This is a genomic window from Bacillus sp. NEAU-242-2 (genome assembly GCF_027853835.1).
In the GTDB taxonomy this organism is placed as follows: domain Bacteria; phylum Bacillota; class Bacilli; order Bacillales; family Bacillaceae; genus Bacillus; species Bacillus velezensis.
The window spans coordinates 593,597-607,419 of the sequence record NZ_JAPNNY010000002.1 but is presented as its reverse complement, the minus strand read 5'-3'; the positions used below and the strand labels follow the sequence as shown (position 1 = coordinate 607,419).

The following is a 13,823-nucleotide window of genomic DNA, read 5'->3' as shown; positions in this document are numbered from 1 at the left end:
GGAGTTTGGTTATACATGAAAACAAGAAGATGGTTTGTGGATTGTTCCGCAGAATTATCCACAACCGATCCCCAAATTACACAAGCCGCGGAATTGCTCCGGCAGAATGAGGTTGTGGCTTTTCCGACAGAAACCGTTTACGGACTGGGCGCTAACGCTGAAAATACGGAAGCCGTAACGAAAATATATGAGGCGAAAGGAAGGCCGAGCGATAACCCGCTGATTGTGCATATATCCCATATCAGCCAGCTTGATCGTTTTATCAGCCATATTCCTGAGACGGCGAAAAAGCTTATGGAGCTATTCTGGCCGGGGGCGCTGACCCTTGTCCTGCCGTGTAAGCCCGGTGCGCTGTCACCCCGTGTCACCGCGGGACTTGAGACGGTAGCGGTCAGAATGCCTGATCATCCGGCAGCATTAGCCCTCATCAGCTCGGCCGGACTGCCGATCGCCGCGCCGAGCGCCAATTTATCAGGAAAACCGAGCCCGACGAAGGCCGAGCATGTCGCTCATGATTTAAACGGCCGTATTGCCGGTATTGTGGACGGCGGCGCGACGGGAATCGGAGTGGAATCAACCGTTCTGTCCTGTACGGGGAAACAGCCCGTGCTGCTTCGTCCGGGAGGCGTGACAAAAGAGCAGATTGAATCCGCCGCCGGTCCGGTTCTTGTGGATAAAGGGCTGACCGAAGAAGATGAGGTTCCTATTTCTCCCGGTATGAAATATACACATTACGCGCCTTCTGCGCCGATGGCTATTGCCGACGGCGGCGCCCGGAGAATTCAAGAACTGGCAGACGCATATAAAAGCCGGGGAAAACGAATCGGCATTTTGACAACAGAAGAGAACGCCGATAGTTACCAGGCTGATTATATCAAGGTCTGCGGCAGACGCGCCGACCTTGAAACAGTGGCGTCCGCCTTATACGATGCGCTCCGCAGCTTTGATGAAGCGGAAGTGGATATGATTATTTCTGAGTCCTTTCCGGATACCGGAGTGGGGCTCGCCGTTATGAACAGGCTGATGAAAGCCGCAGGCGGCACCGTTATCCATTAACTTGTTCTACCCCTTATCGGACATGCATAAGCTAAACAAGCGGGCACGTCCAAGGGGGTTTTTATTCATGTCGAATCTATTCATCGGGGAACTTGTCTCCTTAAGCATCATGGCATTTGCTTTGGGGACGGATGCCTTTTCCGTCGGACTCGGAATGGGAATGATTCAGCTGAAGAAAAAACAGATTTTTCATATAGGGGTTGTCATCGGGCTGTTTCATGTCATGATGCCGCTTGTGGGAATGGCGGCCGGGCATCTGCTGTCCGGTTTTCTGGGGATGCTCGCCGTTTACATCGGCGGATCTCTTCTTTTCATTTTAGGGGTGCAGATGATGATCGCCGCGTTTAAACAATCGGACGGGCCGCTCATATCTCCGGCAGGCTCGGGACTGTTGCTGTTTGCGGTCGGTGTCAGTCTGGACAGCTTTTCTGTCGGGCTCAGTCTCGGGATGAACGGCTCCAATCCGTTTCTGGCCGTTACGCTGTTCGGGGTCTTCAGCACCGTTTTAACATGGGCGGGCCTTTTGGCGGGAAGAAAGGTGCAGTCGTGGCTCGGCTCCTACAGCGAAGCGCTTGGCGGAGCCATTTTGATCGGATTCGGGCTGAAACTGCTTTTACCGATATAAGATACGTAAAAAAAGAAACGAAGATGCCGTTTCTTTTTTCTTCATTTATAATAGGCAGTAAGAGGTGACGGACATGAAAATAATCTTTGTTTGTACAGGCAATACGTGCCGCAGTCCCATGGCTGAGGCTCTTTTTAAATCCATAGCAGAAACGAAAGGGCTGGATGTCAGCGTAAGCTCGGCCGGCGTATTCGCGTCTCCGCACGGAAAAGCGTCGGCTCATGCCGTAGAAGCGCTGTTTGAAAAACGGATCGCCCTCAATCACAGTTCATCTCCCTTATCGGAAGAACATATCGAGACGGCCGATCTGGTGCTGGCGATGACCGAACAGCATAAACAGCTGATTGAAGGCCGATATCAAAACAGTCAGGGCAAAGTCTTTACCATTAAAGAATACGTAACGGGGGAAAACGGCGATATCTCTGACCCGTTCGGCGGTCCGCTTGATGTTTATAAACAGACGCGGGACGAACTGGAGGAGCTGCTGACCCTTTTGGCTGATCAATTGCTTGACGGGAAAAGCAAGTAATCTGTCAGAAAATCTGCAAACAGGTCATTTGCAAAACGAATGTGAAAGAGTAGAATGAAATCAACGGATTTCGTAATAAAAAGGACAAGCACACTGGGCTGTCTTCGCCCAGCCACACCTAGGAGGTAAATGAATGAAAGTAGCTATTGCGTCAGATCACGGCGGCGTCCATATCCGCGAAGAAATAAAAAGTCTTTTGGATGAATTGCAGATTGAATACATTGATATGGGCTGTGAATGCGGCGCCGGCTCTGTCGATTATTCAGACTACGCTTTTCCGGTAGCGGAAAAAGTGGTGAACGGCGAAGCTGACAGGGGAATTTTAATTTGCGGCACAGGCATCGGCATGAGCATCTCCGCAAATAAGGTAAAGGGCATACGCTGTGCGCTTGCCCATGACACCTTCAGCGCAAAAGCGACGCGTGAACACAATGACACGAATGTTCTTGCGATGGGCGAACGCGTCATCGGCCCGGGGCTGGCGCGCGAAATCGCAAAAGTCTGGCTGACGACTGAATTTACGGGCGGCCGCCACGAACGGCGGATCGGCAAAATCGCAGATTACGAAGAAAAAAATCTGTAAGAGGTGCTGGACAATGGAAGAGATGAAGCAAAAATGGACGGACATGCTGACTGAGTTTCAAGAGCAGGCAGGACTGACGGTCGGCAGTCTGCTGGTGATCGGGTGCAGTACAAGTGAAGCCGCCGGAAGCCGGATCGGCACCGCCGGAAGCGGGGATTGGGCTGAATTGATATACAGCGGACTTAACCGGTTTAAGGAAAAAACGGGTGTGCATCTTGCTTTTCAATGCTGCGAGCATTTAAACAGGGCGCTTGTCATTGAAGCGGAAACGGCCGAGCGGTTCAGGCTCCCCATTGTTTCAGCCGTCCCCGTCCCGAAAGCGGGCGGAGCGATGGCCTCTTATGCATACCGGCAGATGCGTTCTCCAGTGCTCGCTGAATCGATTCAGGCTGACGCCGGGATTGACATCGGTGATACGTTCATCGGCATGCATCTGAAACCCGTTGCCGTCCCTGTCCGGATATCGAGCCGTGAGCTTGGAGAAGCACATGTGACGATGGCCCGGACAAGACCGAAGCTGATAGGCGGAATTCGCGCCGTTTATGAATGCGAATGATGAAAATGCTTTTCCTGTATAATGTTCGTGTTTTCTAATTAAATTTTGTGATTTTTTTAAATAAGCTGTTACATTCACCTGAAAAACCATGTACAATAAGGGTGGTAAAAATAAAGAACAGGAAACGGATAGGAGAGGATCTCGCTGATGAAACATTTACCTGTACAAGATAAACAAGTGTTTAACGCCATCAAAGATGAGCGTAAGCGTCAACAGACTAAGATCGAATTAATTGCTTCTGAAAACTTCGTGACGGAAGCGGTAATGGAAGCACAAGGCTCTGTTTTAACAAACAAATATGCTGAAGGCTACCCCGGCAAACGCTACTACGGCGGCTGTGAGCATGTTGATGTCGTTGAGGACATCGCCCGCGACCGCGCGAAAGAGATTTTCGGAGCTGAGCATGTAAACGTTCAGCCGCACTCAGGCGCTCAGGCGAACATGGCTGTTTACTTCACGATTTTAGAGCACGGCGACCCGGTGCTCGGGATGAACCTCTCCCACGGCGGCCACTTAACACACGGAAGCCCGGTTAATTTCAGCGGCGTTCAATACAACTTTGTAGAATACGGTGTCGATAAAGACACGCAATATATAGATTATGAAGATGTGCGTGAAAAAGCGCTGGCGCATAAGCCGAAACTCATCGTAGCCGGAGCGAGCGCATACCCCCGCACGATCGACTTTAAAAAATTCCGCGAAATCGCTGATGAAGTCGGCGCTTACTTCATGGTAGACATGGCGCATATCGCGGGTCTTGTCGCAGCCGGTCTTCATCCGAATCCGGTTCCTTACGCTGACTTTGTAACGACAACGACTCACAAAACACTTCGCGGACCCCGCGGAGGAATGATCCTTTGCCGTGAAGAGTTTGGCAAAAAGATTGATAAATCCATTTTCCCGGGAATCCAAGGCGGACCGCTTATGCATGTCATCGCGGCCAAAGCCGTTTCTTTCGGAGAAGTGCTTGAAGATGATTTCAAAACATATGCGCAAAACGTCATCTCGAACGCGAAGCGCCTGGCTGAGTCTCTGAACAAAGAGGGCATTCAGCTCGTATCAGGCGGAACGGATAACCACCTTGTACTTGTCGACCTCCGTTCTCTCGGACTGACCGGAAAAGTCGCTGAACACGTTCTTGATGAAATCGGCATTACATCTAATAAAAACGCGATCCCTTACGATCCGGAAAAACCGTTCGTCACAAGCGGAATCCGTCTCGGTACGGCAGCTGTGACAAGCCGCGGCTTTGACGGTGACGCGCTTGAAGAAGTCGGCGCCATCATCGGCCTCGCGCTGAAAAATCATGAAGACGAAGCAAAACTTGAAGAAGCGAGAAAGCGCGTATCTGCCTTGACTGAAAAGTTTCCTTTATATAAAGAACTGGACTATTAATAAGGAAGAAACCCGCCGGAACCTTAATCCGGCGGGTTTTTTTATGATTTTCTTGAAACTGTTTGTCTTTTTCTGTAGAATCAATAGAAGTGTGAAAAAGTCACTCGGACAACAAAAAAGGAGCTGAACACAGTATGGGAAAGGTTTACGTATTTGATCATCCTTTAATCCAGCATAAGCTGACATATATTCGGAATGAAAATACAGGCACAAAGGATTTCAGAGACCTTGTGGACGAAGTCGCATCACTGATGGCGTTTGAAATTACACGTGATCTTCCTCTTAAAGAAGTGGAAGTGAAAACACCTGTTCAAACAGCGACATCCAAAGTGATTTCAGGGAAGAAACTCGGTATCGTGCCGATCCTGAGAGCGGGTCTCGGAATGGTTGACGGCATGCTGAAATTAATCCCGGCCGCTAAAGTGGGACATGTCGGATTATACCGTGATCCGGAAACCTTAAAACCGGTGGAATACTATGTCAAGCTTCCTTCTGATGTAGAAGAACGCGAATTTATTGTCGTGGATCCGATGCTTGCTACGGGAGGCTCTGCGGTGGAAGCGATCAACAGCCTGAAAAAGCGCGGCGCGAGAAACATTCGTTTTATGTGTCTTGTAGCGGCTCCGGAAGGCGTGGAAGAGCTGCAGAAACATCATTCTGACGTTGATATTTATATCGCCGCCCTTGATGAAAAACTGAATGAAAAAGGCTATATCGTTCCGGGCCTCGGTGACGCGGGTGACAGACTGTACGGAACCAAATAAATCGGAAAACCTCATTCAGGGGGTTTTCTTTTTTTATCCAGATATTTGCTGAATGGGCAGAGTTCATACATTTATAGGTGAATTTGTGAACATTCTGTGTATGCTTCCGGTATAAAAAGTTTTTTAACTTTAAACAGATTGACACATGTTAGGGGCTATTGTATGCTAAACGAGGGTATTATGAGAAGGTTTTCATTCCTTTCATTTCTAGTATCCATCCTCATTTTAAATCCTCCAAAAAAACCCGTTATATGAGGATTTATCTAAGCGAATGAAACAGCATCCCGTGGCATCAGGAGGATGAGTGGTTTTTTCGAACAGGCCGTTTTGCGGACAAAAAAGGCCTTCTGCAAGGGTTAACCGCATGTTTTGCCGTATCCAGGAATTATATTACATTTTCATCAGGAGACAGATAGTTGATGGACGATCCCAATCTTACATTCAGCAGACAACGGAGATATGTATTTGTAATCTTAGCAATCTATTTGCTGGGATATGGTCTTACGGCGTATAAAACTGTTTTTTTAGGCCTCTTTTTGGGAACTGTTTTCAGTTTGTTTAATTTGTGGCTCTTGACCAGAAGAATGAATGCTTTTGACAAGGCCGTGGCGAAAGGAAAGTCCATACGATCACTCGGGAGCGCAGCGCGTTGGTGCAATGCGATACTTGCGATGGCTGTCGCCTTTAAATATCCCGATAAAGTCAGTGTGGCAAGTGTGATTATTGGATTAATGACAATTTATCCCGTCATTATGATAGATTCCATTATTCAGCTCAAACGTTCATCAATGGAAGAGAGGTGAAAACCCATTGAATCACGATTACAGAACTATTGATTTGTTTGGTCTTACTTTTAATCTGACAAACATTCTGATGATTACTGTGGCAAGTGTGATTGTGCTGCTGATTGCGATTCTTACTACAAGAACGCTGTCCATCCGTCCGGGAAAAGCCCAGAACTTCATGGAATGGATTGTTGATTTTGTCCGCAATATTATAGGCAGTACAATGGATTTAAAAACAGGGGCTAACTTCTTGGCGCTTGGTGTAACCTTGCTGATGTACATATTTGTATCAAATATGCTAGGGCTGCCGTTTTCTGTAACGGTCGGACACGAGCTTTGGTGGAAATCACCGACGGCCGATCCGGCTATTACTCTGACTCTAGCCGTTATGGTTGTGTCGTTAACGCACTATTACGGCGTGAAGATGAAAGGTTTGAAGGAATACTCTAAGGATTACCTCAGACCGGTTCCGCTTATGTTCCCGATGAAGATCATTGAGGAGTTTGCGAATACGCTGACACTCGGACTTCGTCTTTACGGTAACATTTTCGCCGGGGAAATTCTTCTTGGCCTGCTTGCGAATCTGGCGACGAATTTCTACTCAAACAGTTTCTTTCTCGGTTTGGTCGGCACAGTCGGAGCCATTATTCCGATGCTTGCATGGCAGGCATTCAGCTTGTTCATCGGTACCATCCAGGCATTTATCTTTACGATGCTGACGATGGTGTACATGTCACACAAAATCAGTCATGATCATTAAAATCATATATCCATTCGGATAACATTTTAAAGGAGGAACTTTTTCATGAATTTAATAGCAGCTGCAATTGCAATCGGTTTAGGCGCACTTGGTGCAGGTATTGGTAACGGTCTGATCGTTTCACGTACGGTAGAGGGAATCGCCCGTCAGCCGGAAGCAGGAAAAGAACTTAGAACTCTTATGTTCATGGGTATCGCATTGGTTGAGGCCCTTCCGATTATCGCTGTCGTTATCGCGTTCTTAGCGTTCTTTGGCTAAGCAAAAAAGCCTTATATGAACTAAAAATGGCGAAGATCACTCTAAGAGAACCTTCGCCATTGCTTTATGTCTGATAAGCAGGCCGTCCCGAAACGGCTTTTTATCAGCAGAGAAAACCTGCAGAAGGGAGTTGCCGTAGTAGATGTCTCAATTACCTCTTGAATTAGGACTGTCGTTTAACGGCGGAGATATCCTATTCCAATTGTTAGCTATGTTAGTTTTATTAGCGCTTCTCAAGAAATTCGCTCTGGGACCGCTATTAAATATAATGAAACAGCGTGAAGATCATATCGCCGGCGAAATTACGTCCGCTGAAGAAAGAAATAAAGAAGCGCAGAAGCTGATTGAAGAGCAGCGCGTTCTTTTAAAAGAAGCGAAACAGGAATCACAATCACTCATTGAAAATGCGAAAAAACTGGGTGAAAAGCAGAAGGAAGACATTATCCAGGCTGCACGCGCCGAGTCTGAAAGATTGAAAGAAGCGGCGAGAACCGAAATTGTCAAAGAAAAAGAACAAGCGGTTTCCGCACTTCGCGAGCAAGTCGCATCACTTTCTGTCTTAATCGCATCGAAAGTGATTGAAAAAGAGCTTGATGAACAAGCCCAGGAACAACTGATTCAGGACTATCTTAAAGAGGTAGGAGAAAGCCGATGAGTGGATCTGCTGTCTCTAAACGATACGCGTCAGCGCTTTTCGACATTGCCGTTGAGACTTCTCAAATCAATGAAATCGAAGAAGAGCTTACCGTACTAAAAGAAGTGTTCCGGAACGAAGCCGGATTACAGGAAGTGTTAAGCCATCCGAAGGTATCGGCCGCTAAGAAAAAAGAGCTGATTCAGCAATCGTTCGGCGCACTGTCTGAGTCTGTGCTGCATACGATTTTTCTTCTGATTGACCGCCGCCGGTCTTCGATTGTGCCTGATCTCACAGACGAGTTTATCAAACTTGCCAATCAGGCCCGTCAGACAGAGGACGCGGTTGTTTATTCAGTAAAACCGCTGTCAGAAGCGGAAATGTTATCATTGTCTCAAGTGTTTGCAAAAAAAGCCGGAATCGCTTCGCTCAGAATCAGAAATGAAGTGCAGACGGATTTAATAGGCGGCATTAAAGTCCGCATTGGAAACCGGATTTATGACGGAAGCGTAAGCGGAAAGCTTGAGCGCATGGAACGTCAACTTGCCGGAGGAAATCGATAGAAGGGGTGAAACCTAAGTGAGCATCAAAGCTGAAGAGATTAGCACGCTGATAAAGCAGCAAATTCAAAATTACCAATCTGAAATTGAAGTTCATGACGTAGGTACAGTCATCCAAGTCGGAGACGGTATTGCGCGTGTGCACGGCCTTGACAATTGTATGGCCGGTGAACTTGTTGAGTTTTCAAACGGCGTTTTGGGTATGGCTCAAAACCTTGAAGAATCCAACGTAGGTATCGTTATCTTAGGACCTTACAGAGATATCCGTGAAGGTGATGAGGTCAAAAGAACGGGCCGCATCATGGAAGTTCCTGTAGGTGAAGAATTAATCGGACGTATCGTCAACCCGCTCGGACAGCCGGTAGACGGACTGGGTCCGATTCTGACAAGCAAAACACGTCCGATCGAAAGCCAGGCTCCAGGCGTAATGGACCGTAAATCGGTACATGAGCCGCTGCAAACGGGTATCAAAGCGATCGACGCGTTAATTCCGATCGGCCGCGGACAGCGTGAGCTGATTATCGGGGACCGTCAGACAGGTAAAACATCTGTTGCGATTGATACAATCTTAAACCAAAAAGATCAAGACATGATCTGTGTGTACGTAGCGATCGGCCAAAAAGAATCTACAGTGCGCGGCGTGGTGGAAACACTTCGTAAGCATGGCGCGCTTGATTACACGATTGTCGTGACGGCGTCCGCTTCACAGCCGGCTCCGCTTCTTTACCTTGCACCGTATGCAGGGGTGACAATGGGTGAAGAATTCATGTACAACGGCAAGCACGTTCTCGTCGTATATGATGATTTGTCCAAACAAGCAGCCGCTTATCGTGAGCTGTCATTGCTTCTTCGCCGTCCGCCGGGCCGTGAAGCATTCCCTGGGGATGTATTCTATCTTCACTCCCGTCTGCTTGAGCGCGCAGCCAAGCTGAGTGACGCTAAAGGCGCAGGATCAATTACGGCGCTGCCGTTCGTCGAAACACAAGCAGGAGATATCTCCGCTTATATCCCGACAAACGTCATTTCCATTACTGACGGACAGATTTTCCTTCAATCCGACCTATTCTTCTCAGGCGTGCGTCCTGCGATCAATGCCGGATTATCCGTATCCCGTGTCGGCGGGTCAGCCCAAATCAAAGCGATGAAAAAGGTAGCGGGAACATTGCGTCTTGACCTTGCTTCATACCGTGAACTTGAAGCATTCGCCCAATTCGGATCTGATCTTGACCAGGCGACTCAGGCGAAACTGAATCGCGGTGCGCGTACAGTTGAAGTGCTGAAACAAGACTTGAATAAGCCGCTTCCGGTTGAAAAACAGGTAGCCATTCTTTATGCGCTGACAAAAGGATATCTTGATGATATTCCGGTTGCGGATATCAGACGTTTTGAAGAAGAGTACTACATGTACCTTGATCAAAACCATAAAGATCTGCTTGACGGCATTGCGAAAACAGGAAACCTTCCTGCTGATGAAGACTTCAAAGCTGCAATCGAAGGCTTCAAACGCACATTTGCACCAAGCAACTAACCCTTAGAAGATGAGAGAAAAAGGTTCTCTTTTTCTCTCTTTTTACGCAAATGAAGAATAAAGGTGGTGAAATCTTTGGCCTCATTACGCGATATTAAGTCAAGGATCACGTCAACGAAAAAAACAAGCCAGATTACAAAAGCCATGCAGATGGTATCCGCTGCGAAGCTGAACCGTGCGGAAACCAACGCGAAGTCATTTGCTCCGTATATGGATAAGATCCAGGAGGTTGTGTTTAACGTCGGAAAAGGCGCGAAAAACGCGAAACACCCGATGCTTGTCTCAAGAGAAGTGAAAAAGACGGCGTATCTCGTCATTACGTCTGACCGCGGGCTTGCGGGTGCGTTTAACAGTTCGGTTTTGCGAAACGCTTACCGCACCATTCAAGAACGCCATCAGTCTAAAGATGAATACACGGTGATTGCAATCGGCAGAGTCGGCCGCGATTTCTTCAAAAAACGGGAGATGCCGATTTTGTCTGAGTTAGTGGGGCTTGGCGACGAGGTCACTTTTGCTCAGATTAAAGATTTGACCCGTCAGACGGTTCAAATGTTTATCGACGGCGCTTTTGATGAACTGCATTTGGTGTATAACCATTTCGTCAGTGCGATTTCACAGGAAGTGACGGAGAAAAAAGTGCTGCCTTTAACGGATTTCGGAACGAGCGGCGGGAAGCGCACGGCTTCTTACGAGTTCGAACCGGATGAAGAAGAGGTGCTCGAAGTGCTGCTTCCTCAATATGCGGAAAGCTTAATTTACGGCGCGCTTCTTGACAGTAAAGCAAGTGAACACGCTGCGAGAATGACAGCAATGAAAAATGCGACTGATAATGCGAAAGAACTCATTGATTCACTTTCGCTTTCATATAACCGCGCGCGTCAAGCGGCGATTACACAAGAAATTACCGAAATTGTCGGCGGTGCAGCCGCTTTAGAATAGAAAGATTTTGTCAGGAGGGATAGCGATGAAGAAAGGACGCGTAAGTCAGGTGCTTGGACCGGTTGTCGACGTACGTTTCGAGGACGGCCACTTGCCTGCGATTTATAATGCGATTAAAGTTTCACAGCCAGCTACAGGCGAAAATGAAGTAGGCATCGACCTAACGCTAGAGGTTGCTCTTCATTTAGGTGATGATACAGTCCGTACAATTGCCATGGCATCTACGGACGGAATTCAGCGCGGAATGGAAGCTGTTGATACAGGTGCGCCGATTTCCGTTCCTGTCGGTGATGTGACTCTCGGACGCGTATTTAACGTACTGGGAGATAAAATTGATTTAAATGAACCGCTGCCTGCGGATGCTCAAAAGGACCCGATCCACAGATCAGCTCCTTCATTCGATGAGCTTTCAACTGAGGTTGAAATTCTTGAAACGGGAATTAAGGTTGTTGACCTGCTCGCTCCTTACATCAAGGGCGGTAAAATCGGATTGTTCGGCGGCGCCGGCGTAGGTAAAACCGTATTAATCCAGGAATTAATCAACAACATCGCGCAAGAGCACGGCGGTATTTCCGTATTCGCCGGTGTAGGAGAGCGTACTCGTGAAGGGAACGACCTTTTCTACGAAATGAGCGATTCAGGCGTTATCAAGAAAACAGCCATGGTCTTCGGACAAATGAACGAGCCGCCGGGCGCACGTATGCGTGTAGCACTGACGGGTCTTACAATGGCTGAGCATTTCCGTGATAAACAAGGACAGGACGTACTGTTCTTTATCGATAACATTTTCCGTTTCACACAAGCGGGTTCAGAGGTTTCCGCGCTTCTCGGCCGTATGCCTTCTGCGGTTGGTTATCAGCCGACGCTTGCGACAGAAATGGGTCAGCTTCAAGAGCGTATTACGTCTACAAACGTTGGTTCAGTTACATCTATCCAGGCGATCTACGTGCCTGCCGATGACTACACTGACCCGGCGCCGGCGACAACGTTCGCTCACTTGGATGCAACGACTAACCTTGAGCGTAAATTAACTGAAATGGGTATCTACCCTGCGGTTGATCCGCTGGCTTCCACTTCCCGCGCGCTTGCTCCGGAAATTGTCGGAGAAGAGCATTATGCGGTGGCGCGTGAAGTCCAGTCAACGCTTCAGCGTTACAAAGAACTTCAGGATATTATCGCGATTCTCGGTATGGACGAATTAGGTGAAGAAGACAAGCTTGTCGTTCACCGCGCACGCCGTATCCAGTTCTTCCTTTCTCAAAACTTCCACGTAGCTGAGCAGTTTACGGGACAAAAGGGTTCTTACGTGCCTGTTAAAGAAACGGTACGAGGCTTTAAAGAAATCCTTTCCGGTAAATATGACCATCTTCCGGAAGATGCATTCCGTCTTGTGGGACGCATTGAAGAAGTCATTGAGAATGCAAAAGAGATGGGTGTAGAAGTTTAATCTGGTCCTAGGAGGGTAAAAGCATGAAGACCGTTAAAGTCAATATCGTTACTCCCGACGGCCCAGTATATGATGCTGATATTGAAATGGTGAGTGTAAGAGCCGAGAGCGGTGATCTCGGTATCCTGCCTGGCCATATTCCGACCGTGGCTCCGCTTAAAATCGGCGCTGTCCGCCTTAAAAAAGACGGGCAGACCGAATTGGCGGCTGTCAGCGGCGGATTTTTAGAAGTCCGTCCTGATCAGGTCACTATCCTTGCACAAGCCGCTGAAACAGCGGAAAGCATTGATAAAGAGCGCGCCCTTGCTGCGAAAAAGCGGGCGGAAGACCGTTTGAACAAACGATCAGATGATACTGACATTCGTCGGGCTGAGCTTGCGTTACAGCGGGCTGTAAACAGATTGGATGTTGCAGGAAACTAAAAAAGAATCCTTCTCGGCTGTCTGAGAAGGATTCTTTTTCTATATTAACGCATAAGAGATTCATAGACGCCGATAAGCGGATGATCCTCTTCTTTTTGCAGATATAAATGTTCGCAGCAGTTGTCGGTGTGCCACGTTTTGTTTCCTCTCCGCACACCCGTCGTATAAGCGCCGTCCGTATACGGATAAGGTTTGACGACCCATTCGGCATCGTCATGATGTCTGATGGCGCAATCGATGACATACACACTGAGCATTTTCTCAAATTCGTCAATCGGCAGGTTCCAATCCGCCAAAAGCAGCTCTTTTATGCTGCGGAAGTAAAGAGCTTCCACTGCCAGCAGGCTGCCGGGTGAATAATCAAGAGAAATGTTGAAAAACTGACATAATTCTTTCAGTTCCTCTGTTTGAGACTGTCTATAATCATAGTAGAATGCTATCGCTTCCCACTCGTGGTCAAATACGGGAAGTGTTTCTCCATACTGCTTTTCCGGATGAAAAAAGGAATGATTCATATTCCCATCTCCTTTCCAAAAAAGTATATCATGCCGGAGAACGGACATTTAAGCGGGGATTGCCCCTAATTTTGGATAAAAATTCTGATGTAAAAATGATCATCTTTCTCTCTTCTTCTTATATAATAAGAGAGGATATGAGGGGCGGAAAAAATGAAAGGAGATGGAATTTGTGAATGTATTGGGGCAGCAGGCCGCAATCAGCATCCTGGTTCACCTGGTATGCATTGCGGTGACATGGTGGGCGCTTCAGGCCGTCAACTTTGATCCGCTGATCCGAAAAGGAAAAATAGTGCAGGCGAGGCTGCTGATCATTCTTCTTACCATTGCGATCGGTACGGCAGTCGCCAACTTCTTTTTAGATTATCTTACCTATTCGAAACAGCTTCCATACTTATTTTAAGATGTTTCGTCTGTTGAAATGAAGGGAATCGCTGGGTGAGAAACCAATTTTTCTTCACCCGCTT

Annotated in this window: 18 protein-coding genes; 17 read left to right on the top strand and 1 reads right to left on the bottom strand. The window is 47.7% G+C overall.

What is annotated here, in order from left to right; genetic code table 11:
• The first annotated feature begins 15 nt into the window (after nucleotides 1-15).
• From OWN49_RS08055 to OWN49_RS07980, 16 genes are all read left to right on the top strand, one after another.
• A complete protein-coding gene (locus OWN49_RS08055) occupies nucleotides 16-1,056 on the top strand; it encodes an L-threonylcarbamoyladenylate synthase (RefSeq protein WP_070082510.1) in 1,041 nt (346 codons plus the stop codon).
• A 67-nt stretch (nucleotides 1,057-1,123) separates the two neighbouring features.
• The gene (locus OWN49_RS08050) at nucleotides 1,124-1,681 is read left to right on the top strand and encodes a manganese efflux pump MntP (protein ID WP_003151147.1); all 558 of its coding nucleotides are present in this window, start codon (nucleotides 1,124-1,126) and stop codon (nucleotides 1,679-1,681) included.
• 73 nt (nucleotides 1,682-1,754) lie between these two features.
• Nucleotides 1,755-2,210, top strand: coding sequence for a low molecular weight protein arginine phosphatase (locus tag OWN49_RS08045; RefSeq protein WP_003151148.1), 456 nt, complete (start codon nucleotides 1,755-1,757; stop codon nucleotides 2,208-2,210).
• A gap of 133 nt (nucleotides 2,211-2,343) precedes the next feature.
• Nucleotides 2,344-2,793, top strand: coding sequence for a ribose 5-phosphate isomerase B (gene rpiB, locus OWN49_RS08040; protein WP_003151149.1), 450 nt, complete (start codon nucleotides 2,344-2,346; stop codon nucleotides 2,791-2,793).
• Between the two features lie 13 nt (nucleotides 2,794-2,806).
• Nucleotides 2,807-3,349 (top strand): TIGR01440 family protein, encoded by a 543-nt coding sequence (locus tag OWN49_RS08035; RefSeq protein ID WP_077722975.1) that lies wholly within the window; start codon nucleotides 2,807-2,809, stop codon nucleotides 3,347-3,349.
• A gap of 147 nt (nucleotides 3,350-3,496) precedes the next feature.
• Entirely contained in the window at nucleotides 3,497-4,744 is a 1,248-nt protein-coding gene (gene glyA, locus OWN49_RS08030; protein ID WP_176283583.1) for a serine hydroxymethyltransferase, read from the top strand.
• Nucleotides 4,745-4,878: 134 nt separating this feature from the next.
• The gene (upp, locus tag OWN49_RS08025) at nucleotides 4,879-5,508 is read left to right on the top strand and encodes a uracil phosphoribosyltransferase (RefSeq protein WP_003151154.1); all 630 of its coding nucleotides are present in this window, start codon (nucleotides 4,879-4,881) and stop codon (nucleotides 5,506-5,508) included.
• A 419-nt stretch (nucleotides 5,509-5,927) separates the two neighbouring features.
• Complete coding sequence (atpI, locus tag OWN49_RS08020; RefSeq protein ID WP_003151155.1) at nucleotides 5,928-6,311, top strand: ATP synthase subunit I; 384 nt, start codon at nucleotides 5,928-5,930, stop codon at nucleotides 6,309-6,311.
• A 7-nt stretch (nucleotides 6,312-6,318) separates the two neighbouring features.
• Complete coding sequence (gene atpB, locus OWN49_RS08015; protein ID WP_003151158.1) at nucleotides 6,319-7,053, top strand: F0F1 ATP synthase subunit A; 735 nt, start codon at nucleotides 6,319-6,321, stop codon at nucleotides 7,051-7,053.
• Nucleotides 7,054-7,098: 45 nt separating this feature from the next.
• The gene (gene atpE, locus OWN49_RS08010; protein WP_003151167.1) at nucleotides 7,099-7,311 is read left to right on the top strand and encodes a F0F1 ATP synthase subunit C; all 213 of its coding nucleotides are present in this window, start codon (nucleotides 7,099-7,101) and stop codon (nucleotides 7,309-7,311) included.
• Between the two features lie 142 nt (nucleotides 7,312-7,453).
• Complete coding sequence (gene atpF, locus OWN49_RS08005; RefSeq protein ID WP_003151168.1) at nucleotides 7,454-7,966, top strand: F0F1 ATP synthase subunit B; 513 nt, start codon at nucleotides 7,454-7,456, stop codon at nucleotides 7,964-7,966.
• Entirely contained in the window at nucleotides 7,963-8,508 is a 546-nt protein-coding gene (locus OWN49_RS08000; RefSeq protein WP_003151169.1) for a F0F1 ATP synthase subunit delta, read from the top strand. Before atpF ends, OWN49_RS08000 begins: the two co-directional genes overlap by 4 nt.
• Nucleotides 8,509-8,524: 16 nt before the next feature.
• On the top strand, nucleotides 8,525-10,033 hold the full coding sequence (gene atpA, locus OWN49_RS07995) for a F0F1 ATP synthase subunit alpha (protein ID WP_003151170.1): 1,509 nt from the start codon (nucleotides 8,525-8,527) through the stop codon (nucleotides 10,031-10,033).
• Between the two features lie 75 nt (nucleotides 10,034-10,108).
• Complete coding sequence (atpG, locus tag OWN49_RS07990; RefSeq protein WP_003151172.1) at nucleotides 10,109-10,972, top strand: ATP synthase F1 subunit gamma; 864 nt, start codon at nucleotides 10,109-10,111, stop codon at nucleotides 10,970-10,972.
• Between the two features lie 25 nt (nucleotides 10,973-10,997).
• A complete protein-coding gene (atpD, locus tag OWN49_RS07985; protein WP_003151173.1) occupies nucleotides 10,998-12,419 on the top strand; it encodes a F0F1 ATP synthase subunit beta in 1,422 nt (473 codons plus the stop codon).
• A 23-nt stretch (nucleotides 12,420-12,442) separates the two neighbouring features.
• Entirely contained in the window at nucleotides 12,443-12,841 is a 399-nt protein-coding gene (locus OWN49_RS07980) for a F0F1 ATP synthase subunit epsilon (RefSeq protein ID WP_003151176.1), read from the top strand.
• 44 nt (nucleotides 12,842-12,885) lie between these two features.
• Here the strand turns inward: OWN49_RS07980 and OWN49_RS07975 are convergent, their stop codons facing one another.
• Nucleotides 12,886-13,356, bottom strand: a complete 471-nt coding sequence (locus OWN49_RS07975) for a hypothetical protein (protein WP_003151179.1) — start codon at nucleotides 13,354-13,356, stop codon at nucleotides 12,886-12,888.
• Between the two features lie 172 nt (nucleotides 13,357-13,528).
• Here OWN49_RS07975 and OWN49_RS07970 point away from each other — a divergent pair, with 172 nt between their 5' ends.
• A complete protein-coding gene (locus OWN49_RS07970; protein ID WP_003151181.1) occupies nucleotides 13,529-13,759 on the top strand; it encodes a DUF1146 family protein in 231 nt (76 codons plus the stop codon).
• Nucleotides 13,760-13,823 lie beyond the last annotated feature (64 nt).